Genomic DNA, 20,488 nt, shown 5'->3' on the forward strand with positions numbered 1-20,488 from the left:
AATTAACGTTCTATTGTCATTGATGATGACTTAATATAATTAGTACTCCCTCCCTGGTTAAACAATGCGTTATACCAAGTGCTGGCAGGTAAACATAATGTCACTTGATATAGCGGTATCCACCTTCCAGCATTACTGAATGGTGATAATTGAGTTAATGCTTTAAGTGGCTTATCCGGTTCACAAGATCCAATGCTGAAGGATAAACTTTTCGTATCATTGATAACTTTATGTTCAACCTCTGATGATTGCGTTGGATTGAAATGTATCGTTTCAACAGTTATTGCAACGTTAGACTCAGACAATCCTGAGTTCGATAGCATTTTATTAGCCAATACTCTTAGTTGACTCACTTGCTCTTCTGTTAGCTTATTATCGCCGCCATATAGTCGAGTTCTTTCACGTATCATCCCAGATAATGAATATGAAATACGATCTAACTTTCCAACAGTGGAATAATGTTCTGAAGTGAATATTAGTATCTTAATTAAAATGATTATAATGAAAGTAATATAAATAAATTCAATAATGACTGCACCATGAGTGTTTGAAATTACATTCTGGCGATTAATTTTCTTGTACAAAAATAACCTCTCGTAATAGTAATGTGTTTACCCATAAGGGGGAAAGGGGGAAAAATACTGGACGATATAGATAACTGACACTATATTTGGCCAGAGGGAGATTATGGTCAGTCGAAATTTTATCGTTAATCATATCTGAAATATTTTCACTAAAAACAACATCGGCCTTTACCTCATTATTTTTAGCGATAAAGGATCCTAACACGCCATGGTGGGTAGTTAACTTTTGCTGTAACACTGACTTATATCTGACATTATTATTCGAATCTTTATTCTTAGCCGACTTTGCTGCTTCGGATACGGCTAGATCCAGACTGGAAGAGATATAAAATAAACGAGAAATTTCAGCACTCGATAGTAAAATAAATAACAATAAAATAAGGATGAATGAAAACTCTATAGTAACTGAGCCTCTAATTGAGTGTAAAAAACGGTGAGTAATTACATTCATTTTTGGATCTCGCTAGAGAATTTATCTTGATATGGGACACTTACTTGACTGAGAGCAAGTATTAATTCATTAGGATCTTTAGCCATTTTCTCTGCTATTATTATCCTTTTGGCATATTGTTTATCATCGAGTTTTATTAACGAAAAAACTAAGTTATGCAACATTAAACTTCCTCTTTTTCCAGCCAGATAGTCAGGAAGCAATATTCTGACCGCATCCTTGTAGCGTTCATCGAGGATCGCTATTACTGCAAGATTATTCATCGCTGTTTCATCAGATATAAATAAATTTCTAGATTTTTCAATGGCTTTTTCTGCTTTGTTAATTTCACCGTCATTTGCTAAAATAATACCATTAATGTTATGACCTTCAGCATTATTTGGCGACATAGCTAATAATTTTTCAATGACAATTTTTGCTCCTAAGTTATCATTGTTATTAATGAGGTTTTTTGCGAGTAATAAATAAATAGATTCATCTCTTTTATAGGCTATAGGGGCCAAGTAATATAATGATGAGTGAGTATCTCCTGCAAGATAATATGCATTAGCAAGTTTTAGTCTGACAATATCATCTTCTTTAATTTTTAATTTATTCCTATATAAAGTTATTAACCCACCGTAATTATTTGCTTTAGTTAAAATGTTTTCCCGGTAAGCAAATTCCTTTTGATTCATACCATTGTTCCAAGAACAACCATTTAGTAGTAAAATAAAAATCGCAAGCATAATAACATTGTTAGCTTTTTTGTACATAGGTAAGTATCTCTAATATACTGGGTGATATAACTAGTACGATGAATGGAATAAGAATAAATATAAATAATGGGAATGTTAGTTTTGCTGATAACTTACTGATTCTTTCTTCTGTTATTAATAAATGCATTTCTCTCATATCTTGAGATAATTTAATAAGTTGCTCATATACACTTGAACCAAAACTAATACTATATTGTAGTGCACTACAAAACATTCTTATTTCTGTAGCTGAAGAATACTGATGAAATTCTTTAATTGCTGATTCTAATCCATGCAGTTCTGCTCGTTTAGTCATTTTTAGAATAATCAAGCTCAAGTCAGAATTAATTAATTTGAATTTTTTTGCAGTATAAACAAGTGAGTTGTCTATTGTCATTCCAGATTGAACACAGGCAGCGGTGATATCTATGAAAAATGGGAGTGACTTTAGCATAATCTCAGTTCTTCTGAGCACTATATTCTTCAAGACTATTTTGGGGATATATAAAGTTATGGTCAAGGTTATTAATCCGAAGACGGAGAAATTAACAAAATTATGTTCGACAATGTTATTTATCATCAATATAGTGATTGTTATTAAACTTGTAATAACAGTAAATAATTTAAAGTATATTACTTTATCAATCAGTGTAGAAGTAATGATAAAATCAGAAATGTTTTTACCTTGTTCATTGATATATTTTTTATTTTCTTTGTCATCTTTAAATTTGTCATTTTTATTTATTTTATTATAGGTTGAAATCTTATCATCTCTTGATTTTGTTCTAAATAAAAGTATTAAACCCAGTAATGAAAGCAGAATGAATAATATCTTCATAGTGTTTTCCTGAGCATTTTTCTAATTAAATAAATGCCAATTACTTCACTAACAAGAATATAGTAAAAGATATTTTTACCAATATGATGGTTCCACATGGATTCTATGTTGCTAGGGTCAATAAAATAAAGTAAAAGGGAAAAGGCAACAGGCATAATAGATATAATGTTGACTGACATTCGTGTTTGAGCTGTCATTACATCCTTCTTCTGCTCGGCTGTTTTATTTTTGGTTATCACTTGTGATAATCTGCTAGTCAGTTCTTTTAATTGCCCACCTTGTTGTAAATTGAGTAAAATAATTGTCATAAGAAAATAAAATTCAGGGTAATTAAATCGTTTATAAGCATCATAAAAAATGGTTTCAGGTGATTCACCTAGGTTGAGACGACGGCAAATAAGGCCCATTTCGTGCCCTAGCGGCCCACTGATTTCTTGTCCGCATCGCTCTAGTACTTGATTTATACTCGCACCACTACTGGTTGCCATATTTATCATCAGAAGAACTTCTGGAAAATTTTGTTTAAAAAGTGCATGGTGTATCTTTCTGGATAGTTTTAATTGAAAATAAATAATGCTTAGTAGTATTAAGGGTAAAATAATAAATTCATTTAAATGGAACCAGAATGAATTAGCAGTATAGATGCCCATTGAATAAATTATAGGAATGGTTATATGCAACTTATTGTTATTTTTAATTATGCCACGAATATACTGTAACCATTCTAAAAATAATTTTGTAAACAATGAAGTTATAGAGTAATTATGCTTGTTTTTTTTCTTTGTTGTATTATTGACAGATTTTTTTATTTTTATCCATTTAAGATTATTTAATAATAGCAATAATAAGCCAGATGATAATATTACGTAATAAATCATTTTACCACCGCAGAAAAAACACTCTCTAACTCGTTAGATAAATTATATATATCAGCATTTACTCTAACGGAAGAGCGATTGAATAACCCATGATTAATAAACTCACCCTGAATTCTACCTTGATCATTACGCGTTTTTGCTGGTTTAAATGAAAATATATTCTGTAATACAATATTTTCACCTTCCATCCCCATAATTTCACTGATATAGCGAACTTTTCTTGTACCATCATTCATCCGCGAAACCTGGATAATCAGATTGATTGCAGATGCTATATTTCGCCTGATAGTGAAGAGCGGCATGTTAACTGGCCCCATCATGATCATACTTTCCAAACGGGCAATAGCATCACGAGGGGTATTAGCATGTAATGTTGACATCGAGCCATTATGCCCGCTATTCATTGCCTGCAGCATTTCAAAAGTTTCTTCGCCTCGGCATTCACCGATAATAATTCTATCTGGGCGCATCCGCAGTGAGTTAATCACCAAGTCCCGCATAGTTATCTGCCCGGTATTTTCCAGACCAGCGAGTCGCGTTTCCATTCTTACAACATGAGGCTGTTCAAGATTTAACTCTGCTGCATCTTCTAAAGTAATAACTCTCTCATTTTGGGAAATATACTTTGATAGCGCATTGAGCAGAGTTGTTTTTCCTGAGCCGGTGCCACCAGAAATAATGATATTGACTCTACAACTAGCCGCAATAATCAGAAAATTAGCCATATCACTGCTCATTGCGCCCATATCAACTAAGTCTTCTAATTTTCGTTTATTTTTACTAAATTTTCGGATGGAAAGCGCCGTTCCATCAAGGGCTATCGGGCTCATTGCAACATTAATACGGCTACCATCAATTAATCGAGCATCAGCTAAGGGGCGACCTTCATCAATACGGCGATTTACCCTTTGCATCAAACGTTTGGCGATATCTGTTAGTTGAGTATTATTAATAAAATGACGATCCGTTAAGGTTATCAGACCATACCGCTCAACAAATATTTTATTAGGGCCATTGACCATAATATCGCTAATGGAGTCATCTTCCATGAGTTCTCTTAATGGCCCAAATCCCGTGATTTCATCTGCAATCATTGAAATTATTTGTTTTTGATCCTGAGTGGTAAGTTGATATTCGTTATCATTAAATAATTCATCAAATGTTTGAGATAATAACTCGCTAAGTTTGCTGTAGTTGTCAACAAGATATTCAACTTTGTCAATATCGATATTGCTCAGCATCTTTTCACGAATTAATTCTTGAATGGTTAATGATATCTCCATTATTATTTCCTACCTTGAAATATCGTTATTATTTTGTTTATCCATATAAATTTATTAATCGGAGTGTTTTTCTTCATACCCAATGTATTTTTTGCCAGAGTATTTATTTTAGATTTTTTTCTACCAAAGTAGTTAGGATCGCTTAATGATGATTTAGTACTATTTATATAAGGTATATGCACGTCTATAGCTCGTTCTAACAATGATTGTATGTCCGTACTGTCTAACATATCTTTGGTTACAGGCCTGCTTTCGTTTAAACAAATGATTAATCGAGTAGTTTGTCTGTTATCTCTTTTGAATCTGTCATAGGTGGAAATAAACTCCTTAGCCACGCGAACTGACATCATACTGCTATCGAGTAATATAATAATACAGTTAGATTGTACAATATAATCAGTTGTGTTTTCTTTTGAAACATTATTGATAGGCTGATCTAAAACAATAAAATTGTGTTTCCTATTTGTTAAGTTATCAATATCGCTTAATTTATTTTCTCTACATAACATAATATCCAGGTTTTTATGACATTCAGTGATTTCAGCACTCATTTTTTTCTCTGCAACAAGGTCAAGATCTTGAGAACCCTGATTACCTTGCAATAATAAGGTAGGAGTTTTTTTTATTCTAGAGATCTCATGCGCTAAATGATAACTAAGTAACGTAGCTCCTATTCCCCCTTTACAACCAAGTATGCTAATGAAAAATGCTTTCCTTTCTAATTCTATCTGAATACCCTTAAGTAATAATTGGGTTAGCTCGTCTGATTGTGAGTGTATGTTTAAATATAATACTCCTCGTTCAGTAAATTGCTGTGCAATACTTATTGAGTCTATGTCACCAACTAATATACACCAGCAATCTCGTGGGGTATGACTTTTCATTATGTCTGTTATTTTTTCTATATCTTTATTGTTTTCCACATCGACAATGATACCAATTGTTTGTTCTGATAATTGAGTCAATGGTATTGAAAATACATTTTTATTGATTTCATTAATGTTGCTTATATCAGCTAAACGTATTTTTTCTGATACTTTATCTATAAGCCATTTTCTTGTTGAGATAATGGTTATGGTGTTTTTAACCTTACGTTCTTGTCTGTTTATTAAGTCCTTATTTCGTATTAATTGCATATATCCCCATTTTTAGTGGACTTTTTTATGTTAGTATTTACAGCACAGTCAGTTTCACGATTTGGGATGTAACAAAAATAATTAATGTTATAATTGCAAGTTTTATTTTTAATGCCAATACTGTCTTTTTTTGAACCATGATTAGTTATTATTTTTTCTTGATTGCATCTTATTAGAAAGAATGAATGGTCATTATCAATAGGTTTGATGGTAAGCGCCGCCTGAGTTATGTGAGTAAATAATATTAATATCCATACTATTAATAATCTCATTTAATAAATCCACCTTTACGCAGAAATTCTCTGGCAATCTTTTTTCTTCTTTCTTCCATAATAGGAGTGAAATTAAAGAATCGTTCAAGTGTTGAAGTGTGCATAAAATCGGGTAATTCAACTTCTTTTTCTGAGACTGGATTCACCAGGTTCACGGTTGCGATCACTACTAGTTCTGTTTGGCTTTGTTCTGTTTGTGCATTACGGAAGAATGCACCTAATATAGGAATATCTCCGATTAATGGTATTTTTTTCAGTGATTCCCTTTCTGTATTACTGATAAGCCCGCCTAAAATGAAACTTTCCCCATCTCCCAGTTCTAATGTTGTGGCCGCCTTGCGTGTTCTTAATGAAGGGTAGGAATCCCCTCCTTGAATATTAAATGATTTTCCTATACTACTGACTTCTTCGCTTAAGATAATGCGAATACGCTTTTTATCATTAACTTTGGCACCAATATTTAGTTTTATGCCAAATTCTTTATAGCTTACTTCTCTGCTATTTTGTGTAGTGTTTACAATAGGTATTTCGCCACCGACTAAAAATGATGCGCTTTCACCAGATAATACTGAGAGGTTTGGCTCAGCTAAAACACGAGCAATTGCGTTGTCGTTAATTGCATGAACTAATGTACTGATCCCTTTAGCATTGAATTTAAAAAATTGAAAAGTGCCAACTGAATCACCTATGGTGCTCCAGTTTATTCCGATATTCTCAGTAAAATCTTTCGTGACCTCGGCAATGGTGAGCTTTACATTTACCTGGTTGGATTGCGGTAATTTTATTTTATTGATGACACCTGAATAATTAGAGATATTAAGTGCTTGGCTATCGTTGTTCCCTGATTTTTTACTGCCAACCGACTCACCAATAATGGTAGCAATAGTGTCTTTAGCTTCCTCTGATTCTACTGTACCTGTAAGAACATAACTGTCACCTATTTTATTTATCTCTATGTTGCTTTCTGGGTATTCGATCTGTATTCGCTTATGTGCAACGGAAATGATATTATTAACAAAGACTTTTGACTTCATAAGTGGTTTATTATTCTGATCGAACAAGATGAACTCTGCTATCCCTTCTTTTTTTGCGTAAACAATCACACTGTTTTTACCAATAACTTCATAGTCAGCTGTCGCTGCCGAAGAAACAAATACAGTATCTATTTCATTATTTGTATTAATAATATATGACTCACCAGTGGATAGATAAACTGGTTTTGCATGTGCTTTATTTACTGATATTTTCCAGGAAATAATAACAAAAATAAAAAATAATATTCTATGACTTATATAACCTGGCCTAAACATTTTCATCCTCTTAGTTCTCTTGTTGTCCGTAATTTAGGGATAATGTCATATAAATTTGTTGATATGCTATTGTTAGCATCATTCTTATTTTGGGGTGTTAGTAGTATATCACCTGATTTTTCAGCAATATGTATAAGTTCAATTTCTTTTGTCTTTATTATGACAGCAATATAACCTACTAATGTGTCTTCAGTCTTTTGATTCTTGCTATTTTTTTCTGGTAATTCACTAGTGGAATACTTTTTTATTCTTACTATTTTCATGTTAGGGATTATTTTATTCAATGAATAACTCTGTTTTTTTCTGTCGTTTATTGTTTTTGTATTAATAAATGTGCCGTGTTCCATCCCTTTGTTTTTATCCGTTTCAAGAGTGATCAACTGAAGAGTAAGCATATTTCCAATGCTCAATGCATCCAGTAAATAATCATCCTGTTGTTTTATTTGAAATTTATAAATAACCTGGCCTTTCTGTAAGTTTAGATAATTAAACTCATCACTTCCTGGTGAGACTAGCATATCTCTTGTGATATAGGAGCCAGCCAGAATGTTAACTTTTAATAGATAACTATTAATATTAACATTTTCAGAGATGTCATTTTTTATTAGCTCACTTGATTCTGGGACTGTTATTTTTTTTACAGCGTAATCTGTTTGGCTCAAGAGAGTACCTGGAAGTAAATCTTTGGTAGCTTGTGCTAATATAACTACGACCTCTTTCTCGTTGCTTGTTGTAATGAGATTATTCATTATTTCTTTGTCATCTTCGGATCCCATCAGTATGCCAGTGAGACCTATCGCAATAATAAGAATGGAAAATGATAAGAGGAACTTGCGATTCATAATAATAACCCTATTTTATCTAAAGTGCTGCGATTAGCATTTAGAAAAGAAAAGATATTAAGAAGCCACCAGAAATCGCAACAGCATAAGGAACACCTCTTTGTTGAATATCAGTACGGTTGATTAATATGCCTACTATCATCACAACTCCGCCCATTATCGCCGTATACAGAATAAAATTAATCGATTGCTCGGTATTCAATGTAATTAGTAATACGGTTATTAATTTAACGTCGCCACCCCCTATCAGTTTTAAATGAAAAATAATATAACCTATTAATAATGCTAATAGAGGAATAGCAATGCTAGCTGTAGAATATGTGATTAAACTTAACGTCAATGTATTGATGGTAACTGTAATTATCCATTTATTGCTAATAACTCGATGGCGAATGTCGCTATAACAGATTAATAGTAATTGCAGCACTAATAAAGTGGCTAACAGTACTTGTAATATATTCACTACTCGGCCTGGTTAGATGTTAATAATATGGCAGCCTAAGGCTGCCATATTAACAGTATTGAAATGAAAATTATTTAGTCACAGCTGCTTTAGCTTCTTTAACTAACTCAGCTACCAGCTCAGTTAGTGGTGTTTTAGCCGCAGTAATAAGGATACCTGCTAATGCAATAATCATGACGTATTCAATAATAGAACCGCGATTGTCTTTCAGAAATTCTTGTGCATTAACTTGTGCTGCGACATAACCTTTAGTCATTAAATTCATCATGATTTACTTTCCTTGCTAATTATTGTGAAGTTTTCCCAGTAACTTAAATCCAGTACTGAGATGATATATTGCTACTACTAAAATTGATGTTTTTATTTTCGCCTCGTTCGTAGTGGTAGCTATTAAATACTTTCGTAAGTGGTAAATCCTTTTTAGTACCATCATTTAGTCTTTTAAAATCATATTTATTTAAGTGGAGCTATTAAGATTCTTATTTATTTCCACCTAATAAGATAATAATGACCAAGACGGAGAGAAATGAGAGCCAGCAGAAAGAGAAAAAAGCGAGTAATGAAATTAATTTTTTCCAACGATTGCTTTGCAAAAAACTTTGTTTAATGTGTATCGGAGCAACCTGCGACACTACACTATGTGTAGGCACAGTAAGTGTCGCTATCTGAGAGGGATCAGGAAAAGTCATTACGTTATGATTATCATTGTTTTTTGATTGGTTTTCGGACTCCTTACTTGCCATCATTTGGCTTACTGAACCGGTATAACGAACGCCTTTGCGCGGAATGGTATGAATAAGGGACTCATTCAGCCCTACCTGAACAAATGCCTTACGCAGCATATAGAGTTGTCCATAATAGCTGCTTTCACTGACAGCTCCGCGTTGTTCTTTCCATACCTGATTGATAATCAGTTCTTTTTCAGTTATTCCTTCAAGTAACAGTTGTAAAAATCTAAGATTATTTTCAGTTAATATTACCACTGAACCATCGGGACCATTCAAGCAACGTTGTGCTGGAGAAAATAGCACTGTTCCTTCTAATTTAAACACAATCTCATTTGTCTCCATATCGACGGCTACCTATCCTGTATAAGGTGTATATTTACTCTTTTATATCTATAAGGTTTTATCTTATTTTTGATAAATAAGGTTTACGCTAAATGAGGTTTTCTCTTTGATGCTGTGTGTGTTAAAAATGGCTTTTGCCATGTATTTTTATTGTAAAGTTATTAATTCATTTTTATCTTTCTTTGTTTTAATTTTTAAAGGATTGAAATAACTACGCGGCATATTCTTGCATGATTTAATTTAAATGAACAAGCGGGTATTTAACCTGAATATACTATTTTTTTTCATTAATTATCATTGTTTCTTATTTTCTTTTCATCCTGTATTCTTTATTTAACTATATTTTCGACATTTTTATTCTGCATTTTTTATGATCTTTAAGGATTTTTAATCTTAATGTGTTCCCTGTGCATAGGAAAAGTATAACGTCATGACGCTAAATGAGTGCTTAGAGTAAACTATGTTGATTTTAGTCATGCGTTAGCTTGAGCTGAAGTGAGGCCATCATGACCATGGATCTGTTTTCTCAGTTACCCAATGAACCTTGGGTTGAAGAGTTAGCTCCTGGAGCTTTTATTTTACATCATTTTGCCCAAGAGCAGGCACCCTCGCTGTTGGCTGAGATCACAACTATTACCACTGTAGCTCCCTTTCGACATTTAATTACCCCAGGTGGCTACCGGATGTCGGTCGCCATGAGTAATTGTGGTTCGTTGGGATGGGTCAGCGATGCTCGTGGTTACCGCTATAGTCCGATCGATCCGCTAACAGAGATGTGTTGGCCCGCCATACCGCAAAGTTTTATGTCGCTGGCAGTGGCCGCTGCGCAACAAGCTGGTTTTGTGGATTTTCAGCCCGATGCCTGTTTGATAAATCGTTATGAGGTGGGGGCTAAGTTATCCTTGCATCAAGATAGAGATGAGTTGGATTTACGCCAACCCATTGTCTCTGTTTCGTTGGGGCTGCCAGCGGTATTTCAATTTGGTGGTGCATCCCGTGAGGCTAAATGTCAGAGAGTTTTATTGAGTGAAGGCGATGTGGTGGTGTGGGGCGGGCCGTCTCGCTTGAATTACCACGGTGTATTGCCGATTAAAGCCGGGTTCTCTCCCGCAACTGGGGCATATCGTATTAACTTAACTTTTCGTTGTACTGGGCGAAATGAGAAGTTATGAGATATTAATAAGAAAGCCCTCAGTTCAGCAAAGCAGAACTGAGGGCTATGGTAATACTTTTGAGATTTAGTGTTGTTTGCTGTCTTTTTTATGCAGCAACATATACACCGCAGGAATGACCAGCATGGAAAGCAATGGCGCGCTCACCATTCCACCGATCATCGGGGCAGCGATGCGCTGCATTACTTCTGATCCCGTCCCCCCTCCCCACATAATGGGCAACAAGCCGGCCATTATGGTGGCAACGGTCATGGCTTTGGGGCGAACTCGCAATACCGCACCTTCGTGAATGGCAGCGCTCATTTCATTGGCCGTCATCGGTATACCGGGCCGTTGATGTTTTTTCACTGCCTGATTGAGATACAGCACCATGATCACGCCAAACTCTGCCGCTACCCCCGCCAACGCAATAAAGCCGACGGCGGCGGCAACGGAAAAGTTATAGCCCAGTCCATAGAGCAACCAGACCCCGCCAATCAAGGCAAACGGCAGGGTTGCCATAATCAAAGCGGCATCACGGACACTGCTGAAAGTCACATACAGCAGCACGAAAATGATAGTCAAGGTAACCGGCAGGACAATTTTCAGTTTCGCTGTTGCCCGCTCCAGATATTCAAATTGCCCAGACCAACTGAGCGAGACACCCTCCGGCAGTTTGACTTGCTCAGCGACGGCCTGCTGCATATCTGTGACGGCTGATTTTAAATCCCGACCTCGCAGATCGACATAAACCCAATCGGATAAGCGCGCATTTTCACTTTTCAGCATCGGCGGGCCTTCTGTTACTTTAATATCCGCCAGTTCAGATAATGCCACTTGCCCGCCACTGGCGGTGACAACCGGTAAGTCGCGCAATTTCTGTAGTGAATCACGAATTTCCCGTGGATAACGCAGATTGATGGGATAGCGCTCGCGGCCTTCAATGGTTTCACCGATGTTTTGCCCGCCAATCACGGTTTCCACCAACGATTGCAGCTCTTTAACTGAAACACCATAGCGGGCGGCTCGTTTGCGATCGATGTCGATATCCACATAGCGGCCACCGGCCAGCCGTTCAGACAGCGCTGAGGTCACGCCCGGCACTTTACGTACCACCTGCTCAATTTGCTGTGCCACCTGCTCAATTTGCTGCACATTTTTGCCGTTCACTTTGATCCCCACCGGGCTTTTGATCCCGGTAGATAGCATGTCCAGCCGATTACGGATCGGTGGTACCCACAAATTGGCAATACCGGGAACATTGACCGTAGCATCCAGTTCTTCAATCAACTTATCCATGGTCATGCCCGGCCGCCATTGACTTTTGGGTTTAAACCGAATGGTGGTTTCGATCATAGTGAGTGGCGCGGGATCGGTGGCTGTTTCTGCACGTCCGGCTTTACCAAACACGGTATCCACTTCGGGTACTGTTTTGATTAAACGATCCGTTTGTTGCAGCAAATGGCTGGCTTCTCGCACTGAGATTCCCGGTAAGGTTGAGGGCATATACAGTAAATCGCCTTCATCCAAAGCGGGCATAAACTCGCTGCCCAAGCGGCTTAGTGGGTATAAGGTTGCCAGCAATAACATCCCTGCGACGGCCAGGGTAGTTTTGGGCCGCGCCAGCACCGCGGTCAATACCGGGTGATAAAGGGCGATGAGCCAGCGGTTAATCGGATTCGCATTTTCGTCAGGAATTTTCCCGCGAATAAAATACCCCATTAATACCGGCACCAACGTTATCGCTAAACCGGCAGAAACCGCCATGGCATAGGTTTTCGTAAAGGCCAGTGGGGAAAACATCCGCCCCTCCTGCGCCTGTAGGGTAAAGACCGGAATGAATGACAAAGTGATAATCAATAAACTGCAAAACAGAGCCGGGCCGACTTCAATCGCCGCTTGTTCTGAAATACGCCAATAATCTTGACTAACTGGTGTTTGGCCGGGGTGATCTCGCCGCCATTGCTCTAATACTTTGTGCATGTTTTCGATCATGACGATCGCCGCATCCACCATGGCACCAATGGCTATGGCGATGCCACCCAGCGACATGATATTGGCATTAACCCCTTGATAGTGCATAACAATAAAGGCACCAAGGATGCCAAGGGGTAGGGTGATGATGGCGACCAGCGCGGAACGGAAGTGGAACAAAAACAGCGAGCAGATAACCGCGACCACTAAAAACTCTTCCAACAACTTAAATGATAAACTGTCGATGGCCTGAGTAATCAGGTGTGAGCGATCATACACCGGTACAATTTCCACTCCGGCGGGTAAGCTGCGCTGAATCTGTTGTAGCTTCTCTTTCACGCCGTTGATGGTTTCCAGGGCATTTTTGCCGTAGCGCATCACAATGATGCCGCCAGCGACTTCCCCTTCACCGTTCAATTCTGCTACGCCGCGCCGCATTTCTGGCCCCATGCGCACGCTGGCAACATCAGACAGTAAAATAGGAATGCCATCACGGGCGGTAATCACAATATTTCTAAAATCATCCGGCGTTTTCAGGTAGCCGCTGGCGCGCACCATATATTCGGCAGCCCCCATTTCTAGCACTGAGCCGCCGCCTTCCTGATTACTGTCGGCAATGGCGCTGGCGATTTGCTGATGAGATAGATTCAGCGCACGCATCCTTTCCGGATCAAGAATCACCTGATATTGGCGTACCATGCCGCCAACACTGGCAACTTCTGACACATTTGGCACCGTTTTTAACTCAAACTTCAGTGTCCAATCCTGCAATGCGCGTAAATCGGCCAGGCTGTGTTTGCCGGTTCTATCAATTAATGCATATTCATAAATCCAGCCGACACCAGTGGCGTCTGGCCCCAGTGCCGCTTTGGCCTCGGCAGGCAGGGTGGATTGCACCTGGCTGAGGTACTCCAGCACCCTTGAGCGCGCCCAGTAAGGATCGGTGCCATCATCAAATAAAACATAAACATAGGCATCGCCGAACATGGAAAAACCGCGCACAGTTTTAGCGCCGGGCACCGACAACATGGTGGTAGTCAGCGGATAAGTGACCTGATCCTCCACTACTTGTGGGGCTTTGCCAGGGTAACTGACACGAATGATCACTTGCGTGTCCGACAAGTCTGGCAACGCATCCAGCGGAGTTTGTTGCAGTGACCAAATCCCCCAGGCAGCCATCATGACTGCGCCCAGCAGTACCAACAGCCGGTTGCGCAACGACCAGCGGATAATGGCGGCGATCATAAGTGACTCCCATGAATATCCATGTTGTTATTGGAGTTATTGTTTTTTACCGGTTGGATCTGACGGATTTGCGCGCCTTGCTCAGTCAAGGTAAAGGTGAAATTGACTTCACTACCAACGTGGATATCCGCTGATAGTTTGCCCGGTGGCAGCAGGAAATCCATGGTCATCGCGCCCCATTTCAAGGCGGCTATCGGGCCATGCGAAAGCGTGATTGTTGAGCCATTAATCGCATTGACCTCCCCTTGTACCGAGTAAATATCGACCGGCGCTGGTGCGGTGCTATCAACGGCTGGCGCCACGGTTTCTGGGGTGTCAGCCATTTGCGGCAGGGCACTTTGTAAGCTGGCTTCTGAATCAATCAGGAACTGCCCGGAGGTCACCACCAACTGACCCTGACTCAGCCCCGATTTGATTTCTACCCAACCGTCCTGAGTTTGCCCGGCACTGACTTCAACCGGCTTAAAGTGACCATTTCCTTCTGCCAGTAATACGGTGTTGCGGCTGCCCGTCATCAATAAGGCTTCCTGTGGAATGACCAGCACCGGTTCAAGCGTATCTGTTTGTGTCGATTGCACATTCAGGTACATACCCGGTTTGAGCTTTTGTTGTGGGTTTTCCAAGGTAATACGTGCTTTCAGAGTGCGGGTTGCGAGATCCATATTAGGCAATAACTCGCTGACTTTGCCGTGGAAGGACTCACCCGGCCAACTGGCCGTAGTCGCAGTAACTTCACTGCCGATCCGGACTAAACTGGCTTGCGATTGCGGATAATCCATCACGATCCACACTGGATCGAGGCTGGCTAACTCAAACAGGGATTGCGTTGCTGTGACTTGCGAACCGGCACGGATATCCAGTTTATTGACATAGCCATTGGCAGGGGAGCGCAGTGTCACCCGAGTTTGTGGCTGGCCACTTTTTTCGACACTGCGAATCACCTCTTCTGGCATAAATTGCAGCTGTAGCCGCTGGCGTGCCGCCGCAGTCAATGCACGGTCCCCCAATTTGCGGATAGCCAGATACTCTTGCTGAGCAGCACTCCAGTCGGGAACCCATAACTGCGCCAAGGATTGATTTTTTGTCACTGGCTGCTGATTGGCGCGTACATATAATTGCTCGATAATGCCGTTAGCGCGGGCAGCGATGACTTGTACACTGCGCTCATCTGTTGCCACGGTGCCGTAGCCAGTAAGGCGATAGTTGAGTGTGCGCATTTCTGCTGGCGCGGTGCGCAGCCCCAAATTTTGCTGTTGACGGGCGCTGATCATGACGCCTCCATCTTCCACGGTTTCACCGGCATAGCGCGGCACCAGTTCCATATCCATAAACGGTGATTTTCCCGGTTTATCAAAGCGTTGACCGGGGGACATCGGATCGTACCAATACAGCACTGTGCGGCTGTTTTCCGCTGTGACTTCAGGGCTTGCAGCAACGGTTGATGTGGCATGTGATGCCGGTTTCCCGAGCAGATAACCCGCGATGCCACTGATGACGGCGACAGCCACTAAAGTCAGGCTAAAATACTTTTTCATCGCACGCTCTCCTGCGGGGTCAGATAACGGATAGCAGCCCAGGTACGGGCTAATTCTCTGGCGGCATTGCTGGTGTTGAGCTGGCTATCGAGCAGGGCGCGCCGGGCTTCCAGTACACTGCTCAAATCGCTTTTATTGGCTTGATACTGTGCCATCATCAAATCAACACGTTGTTTTTGCAGTGGTAAAACATCATTAATCTGTCGCTGCCATAACTGCTGTGTAGCCTGATATTGCGCCAGCAGCGTGTCGAGCTGCGCCCGATGGTCACGGGTCAGTAGAGTGAGCTGGTCGTTGGCTTCCATGGTGCGCGAGACATCCGCGGCATAGTCTTTATCCTGACGTTGCGAGCGAAATAGCGGCAGATCGACGGTTACCATCACCCCTGCCATATCCTCATACTCTTCTGCGCGTTTGGCGTAATAAACTTCAATACCGACATCCGGTATCGCCGCAATGGCTGATTGCGCCGAACGTGCTTTGGCAACCTCCGCTTCGCGGCTGGCGAGCAAGATTTCCGGATGCTGATTGATGGTGTCTCGCAATACGGTGATATCCGCTGGCAGGCGGGAGAACTTGGGTAATGGGCCATCGACGTGCTGAACTTCAATACCGGTTAACTGGGTCAGTTGGGTCTGCGACAAAGTCACGTCGCGTTGTGCGGTGGTTAATCTATCTTGCATCGCCGCCAGGGTCAGACGTGCATCCAACACACTGCTGGGTAACGCACCACCGCTGGCAACTCCGACCCGTTGTAGTGCTACCTGTTTTTCGCTCTCCAGCACTAAAACCTTAGCATCACTCGCGGCCTGCTCGGTGAGCGCCAGATCCAGCCAGGCTTGCGCGGTTTCCTTTTGTAATCGGGTACGGATAGTTTCGCTGCCCGCTGCGGTTTTACGCGCTTCGGCACTGAGGGTATCGGCTTTTCTTTGCCGTTTATCACTGCTGACATAATCCTGCATGATGCCGATCCGCTGCATGGTCATACCCTCGCGGGTAAAACGGCGGGCATTGCTGCCCCCAACTGGCAGGTTTTCTATACCAAACTTCAATTTGGGATCAGGCAGTTGGGTGGCAGAACTGGCCATATTTTCCAGCGCATTAACCTGATGCTGATTGGCAGATAACTCGGCCGAGTAGCGCTCTGCGGAAACCAGCGCCTGATCCAGAGTGATATCCGCCGCGTGGCTCAGGGCGGGTAAACTGAATGTCGCAGCCATCAGCAGGCGGGCTATTCCTAAGCGCAATGCAGCCGCAGGCCGCACCGGCAGTGGGTGATTCAATAAGTGGTTCATGATGGCTCCCGCCTTAGGGTTGCTGTGCTGAAATGGCGGTGAGCTGATAGCCCTGTTCAGTCTGGCGGAAGCTAAATGTGACCTGAGTGCCTACCGGGATTGGGGTTGCAGCAAGGTTATCCGGCAGGTCAAAGGACATAGTCATTGGTGGCCAGTTTAGGGCTGGAATGGCACTGTGGGCGATGGATACGCTGTTGGCATTCCAGGCTTTTATTTGCCCACCAGAGTGATAGTCATTGGTATTGGTCGTGGTGGCATCAGCCATCATTGCCCCGTGGTTATGGGACATCGGCATACTTTCTGTCATTGATGGGGTGGCGGCCAACAGCGGGGCAGAGAAAAGAACAACAGCGCAAACTAAAGTGGTAGCAGTGGTGGATACGGCGTTAAATAAAGTACTCATAGGAATAGCTCCAAAACATAAAATAAGCACAGCACGCAAGACGCGTGAATAATGTGGTTAAATCTGTCTGGATCTATTCTCTAAAGCGGCAGAGCGCGATTTCGGTGGGTGGCCCGACAATGGGCGGCATATGCCAGTCGAGGCGGTGAATGCGTGGGGCTTGCTGTACATCCGCTAACACTAATTCAGTGTGGGTCGGCAAAGCTGCCAGTACCAGCATCCCGCTGTCAGATTGAACTGAGTCAGGAATACAATGCTTTTCACACAGGGAGTTTTGCGCCTGACCATGAGACATTTCCATCGCCGACAACATGTGTTGCATCGGGTCTGATTGTAAATGCCCTTGATGCTGGCTAAAGACCGGCGAGTCGGCAGGGGCAATATCACACTGATGTCCGGCTATTGCCAGTTGGGTATTTAGGAAAAACCAGCAGGTAATCAGCAGTATACCGCACAAGCGCTTTTTACAGGCGCGTGTTCGGTGCATAAGCTGTGATATTCCTTTAAATGCTGGCATGTTTACCCTGAATATATGGCGCGATTAAATAATGCTGTTAGCGAGTATAGGATTATCCCACTGTTTTTAGAATGGTTTTGTCCGGTTACGCTAAATAGAATGAAAGGTTACTGAAAGGTTATTAGGCTGAATTTATTAGATTTATTTTTAATATGACCGCCAAAATGGCATTAGTTAGAGCAAATATTTACTTTTCTTTAAGCAATTCTTATTCGTTAGGATAAAAACGCATTAGGATAAAAACCGCACCAGCATATATAACCGGCGCGGCTGAAAGTGAAAATTTACCAGGAATAACTGACGGTTGCGGTTGCAACACGGCCGCTGCCATAGAAACAGGCCGCCATTTGTGCGCAACTGGCTACATATTCTTTGTTAAAGACGTTATTAACGTTGACCTGCAAACTGGTGCCTTTCATGGATGGTAAAACTTGCCCCAGTTCATAACGCATCATCCAGTCATATAACGTAACCGCTGGGACTTTAAAGCTGTTTTTCGCATCACCCCAGCTGGTGCCGATGTAGCGCACGCCAACGCCGGTGGATAATCCATCTACTACACCCTTATCAAAGCTGTACATACCCCACAGTGAGGCGGAATGGCTAGGTGTGCGAGCGGGCATTTTGCCTAATTCAGCGGCGGTCTTGGTTTCACGTACTTTCCCTTTGGTGTAGGTATAGGCGGCAATAAGGTTGATATTATCGTTAATCTCACTGTTTAACTGAGTTTCGATCCCCTGAGACTGAACTTCGCCAATTGGTACGTTATAGGCCAGAGCCTGATCGTATTGGCTAATATTTTTCTGACGTAAATCATACAGTGCGGTGGTCAGTAAAGTGCTGCTGCCCGGCGGCTGGTATTTAACGCCGAGTTCGACCTGACGTGCCGTGACCGGGTCTAATGCACCGGTGCCAGGTGCACCTTTGGCGGTACTTGGCTCAAATGAAGTGCTGTAGCTAACATAGGGTGAGATACCAGAATCAAAGGCATACAACACACCGCCACGGCCGGTAAATGCATGATCGTCTTGTTGATCTTGAGTGACGGTTTTACGGTTCATGGTTTTTAACTGTGACCAGTCATAGCGCCCGGACAACAGGAAGTTCCACTTATCCAGTTCGATTTGATCTTGTAAATACACCCCAACCTGATCAAGTTTGGTCAAATCACTGCTATTCAGTGACAGGTCACTGTCTTTGATATTCAGACCATAAACCGGTGATACCCAATCCAGATTATATTTTGTCTGTACCGTGCCCATATAAAATCGGCTATCAATACGGGTGCGTTTGTAATCCAATCCGGTGAGTACCGTGTGGTTGAGTTGACCGGTCCAGAAATCAGCTTGTAGTTGGTTATCGACTGCAAACTCAGCGGTTGTCTGGCGTTCAATTTGTGGGCGGCGGGTCATGGTGCGGCTATCGGACAATAAATCCATAAAAACCAGATACTTATAGTCTTGCTTGTTATAGCTGTAACGCAGGTTCTGACGGAATTTAAAGGTGTCATTGATGTAATGCTCAAGGGCATAACCGACTGAGGTTTGCTCGCGTTCAGATTGCTCAAATGACGGGTCACTGACGTTAAAATCGTAAGGTATTTTGCCGTAAGCGGTACCAAATACCGTGCCGGTCGCCGGTAAGAAGTTACGTGAACCGGCTTTGGGTTCTTTCTGATAGCTGGTTAATAAGGTAAAGGTAGTGTCTTCATTCGGAATAAAGGTTATTGCCGGGGCGATAGCAAAACGTTCCTGCTTGTAGGTATTCACCGCATCATCCTGCGTTCTGCCAATCCCATTCAGGCGATAGAGAACTTTCCCTTCATCATCCAAGACACCGCCAAAATCAAAAGCGGCTTCCGCCAGGCTATTATTACCCGCTCCTACCTGTACTTTGTGAATACTTTCAGCCGTTGGGCGCTTGCTGACCATATTGATCAGACCACCCGGATTGACCTGTCCATACAGTACTGATGCCGGGCCACGAACCACTTCCACCCGCTCCAATAACCACGGATCAATCTGACCACCACGCCGTGCGCCACCCAATGAGTTGTAGCTCAAGCCATCAAGAAAACGCGGTGCATAGCCGAAGCCACGAATGATCACTTCGTCATTCATGTTAGAGCCACCGCGATATTCCGGTACTACACCAGCGGTATAACGCAATGCTTGAGCAACAGAAGTTGCGCCTTGATCCTGCATTTGCTGGCTGGTAATAACGGAAATAGATTGCGGAGTGCGAATCAGCGGAGTATCAATTTTTGTTCCAGTTGAACTGTTTTTGGCGACAAAACCCGCATCTTGTTGCCCGCTACCCGCTTTGGCAACTACCACTAATTTGTCTTCTTTTGTTGCTGCAGTTTCTTGCGCGGCAGTTGCCGCCAAAGTGTGTAGAGAGGGGATGAATATCAGTGCGGAGGTCAATAATAAGGCTTTTGAGGTGTAGCTTGCCTGGAATGGCAATTTCCTTGGCATTTTTTTGCCAGAAATATCAAACATGAT

Annotated in this window: 19 protein-coding genes; 1 reads left to right on the top strand and 18 read right to left on the bottom strand. The window is 41.7% G+C overall.

The features are described from left to right. Positions 1-2: 2 nt before the first annotated feature. The 12 genes from tadF to FTB31_RS10305 all read right to left on the bottom strand — a co-directional run bounded on the left by tadF (position 3) and on the right by FTB31_RS10305 (position 9,864). Entirely contained in the window at positions 3-584 is a 582-nt protein-coding gene (gene tadF, locus FTB31_RS10250; RefSeq protein WP_227731342.1) for a tight adherence pilus pseudopilin TadF, read from the bottom strand. Then, the gene (locus FTB31_RS10255; protein WP_227731343.1) at positions 568-1,035 is read right to left on the bottom strand and encodes a TadE/TadG family type IV pilus assembly protein; all 468 of its coding nucleotides are present in this window, start codon (positions 1,033-1,035) and stop codon (positions 568-570) included. The genes tadF and FTB31_RS10255 overlap by 17 nt, the downstream gene beginning before the upstream one ends. Then, entirely contained in the window at positions 1,032-1,790 is a 759-nt protein-coding gene (locus FTB31_RS10260; RefSeq protein ID WP_227731344.1) for a tetratricopeptide repeat protein, read from the bottom strand. Before FTB31_RS10260 ends, FTB31_RS10255 begins: the two co-directional genes overlap by 4 nt. Continuing rightward, entirely contained in the window at positions 1,774-2,610 is an 837-nt protein-coding gene (locus tag FTB31_RS10265) for a type II secretion system F family protein (RefSeq protein ID WP_077175183.1), read from the bottom strand. The genes FTB31_RS10260 and FTB31_RS10265 overlap by 17 nt, the downstream gene beginning before the upstream one ends. Then, a complete protein-coding gene (locus tag FTB31_RS10270) occupies positions 2,607-3,488 on the bottom strand; it encodes a type II secretion system F family protein (protein ID WP_227731345.1) in 882 nt (293 codons plus the stop codon). The genes FTB31_RS10265 and FTB31_RS10270 overlap by 4 nt, the downstream gene beginning before the upstream one ends. Continuing rightward, entirely contained in the window at positions 3,485-4,771 is a 1,287-nt protein-coding gene (locus FTB31_RS10275; protein WP_227731346.1) for a CpaF family protein, read from the bottom strand. The genes FTB31_RS10270 and FTB31_RS10275 overlap by 4 nt, the downstream gene beginning before the upstream one ends. Before the next feature lie 2 nt (positions 4,772-4,773). Continuing rightward, positions 4,774-5,907: a pilus assembly protein CpaE gene (locus FTB31_RS10280; RefSeq protein ID WP_050077122.1), complete on the bottom strand. Its 1,134-nt coding sequence runs from the start codon at positions 5,905-5,907 to the stop codon at positions 4,774-4,776. Between the two features lie 268 nt (positions 5,908-6,175). Beyond that, positions 6,176-7,495 (bottom strand): type II and III secretion system protein family protein, encoded by a 1,320-nt coding sequence (locus FTB31_RS10285; RefSeq protein ID WP_227731347.1) that lies wholly within the window; start codon positions 7,493-7,495, stop codon positions 6,176-6,178. Continuing rightward, positions 7,492-8,331, bottom strand: a complete 840-nt coding sequence (locus FTB31_RS10290) for a CpaB family protein (protein WP_227731348.1) — start codon at positions 8,329-8,331, stop codon at positions 7,492-7,494. Before FTB31_RS10290 ends, FTB31_RS10285 begins: the two co-directional genes overlap by 4 nt. 40 nt (positions 8,332-8,371) lie before the next feature. Then, positions 8,372-8,794: an A24 family peptidase gene (locus FTB31_RS10295; protein ID WP_227731349.1), complete on the bottom strand. Its 423-nt coding sequence runs from the start codon at positions 8,792-8,794 to the stop codon at positions 8,372-8,374. Between the two features lie 70 nt (positions 8,795-8,864). Then, the gene (locus FTB31_RS10300; RefSeq protein WP_050077131.1) at positions 8,865-9,062 is read right to left on the bottom strand and encodes a hypothetical protein; all 198 of its coding nucleotides are present in this window, start codon (positions 9,060-9,062) and stop codon (positions 8,865-8,867) included. Between the two features lie 211 nt (positions 9,063-9,273). After that, the gene (locus FTB31_RS10305; RefSeq protein ID WP_050077133.1) at positions 9,274-9,864 is read right to left on the bottom strand and encodes a winged helix-turn-helix domain-containing protein; all 591 of its coding nucleotides are present in this window, start codon (positions 9,862-9,864) and stop codon (positions 9,274-9,276) included. A gap of 506 nt (positions 9,865-10,370) precedes the next feature. On the opposite strand from FTB31_RS10305, the gene alkB reads away from it, so the two are divergent. Continuing rightward, positions 10,371-11,036 carry a DNA oxidative demethylase AlkB gene (gene alkB / locus FTB31_RS10310; protein ID WP_227731350.1) on the top strand — a complete coding sequence of 222 codons (666 nt, stop codon included), beginning with the start codon at positions 10,371-10,373 and terminating at the stop codon, positions 11,034-11,036. Positions 11,037-11,102: 66 nt separating this feature from the next. Here the strand turns inward: alkB and FTB31_RS10315 are convergent, their stop codons facing one another. The 6 genes from FTB31_RS10315 to FTB31_RS10340 form a co-directional block, all read right to left on the bottom strand. Continuing rightward, positions 11,103-14,234, bottom strand: a complete 3,132-nt coding sequence (locus FTB31_RS10315) for an efflux RND transporter permease subunit (protein ID WP_227731351.1) — start codon at positions 14,232-14,234, stop codon at positions 11,103-11,105. Then, a complete protein-coding gene (locus tag FTB31_RS10320) occupies positions 14,231-15,769 on the bottom strand; it encodes an efflux RND transporter periplasmic adaptor subunit (protein ID WP_227731352.1) in 1,539 nt (512 codons plus the stop codon). Before FTB31_RS10320 ends, FTB31_RS10315 begins: the two co-directional genes overlap by 4 nt. Further along, the gene (locus tag FTB31_RS10325) at positions 15,766-17,064 is read right to left on the bottom strand and encodes a TolC family protein (protein WP_227731353.1); all 1,299 of its coding nucleotides are present in this window, start codon (positions 17,062-17,064) and stop codon (positions 15,766-15,768) included. Before FTB31_RS10325 ends, FTB31_RS10320 begins: the two co-directional genes overlap by 4 nt. Before the next feature lie 13 nt (positions 17,065-17,077). Beyond that, positions 17,078-17,467 carry a copper-binding protein gene (locus FTB31_RS10330; RefSeq protein WP_050077139.1) on the bottom strand — a complete coding sequence of 130 codons (390 nt, stop codon included), beginning with the start codon at positions 17,465-17,467 and terminating at the stop codon, positions 17,078-17,080. Positions 17,468-17,540: 73 nt separating this feature from the next. Next, positions 17,541-17,954: a hypothetical protein gene (locus FTB31_RS10335; RefSeq protein WP_050077254.1), complete on the bottom strand. Its 414-nt coding sequence runs from the start codon at positions 17,952-17,954 to the stop codon at positions 17,541-17,543. A 314-nt stretch (positions 17,955-18,268) separates the two neighbouring features. Further along, the gene (locus tag FTB31_RS10340; RefSeq protein ID WP_227731354.1) at positions 18,269-20,485 is read right to left on the bottom strand and encodes a TonB-dependent siderophore receptor; all 2,217 of its coding nucleotides are present in this window, start codon (positions 20,483-20,485) and stop codon (positions 18,269-18,271) included. Between the last annotated feature and the right edge of the window lie 3 nt (positions 20,486-20,488).

The organism is Yersinia proxima, from assembly GCF_902170785.1.
Lineage (GTDB): Bacteria > Pseudomonadota > Gammaproteobacteria > Enterobacterales > Enterobacteriaceae > Yersinia > Yersinia proxima.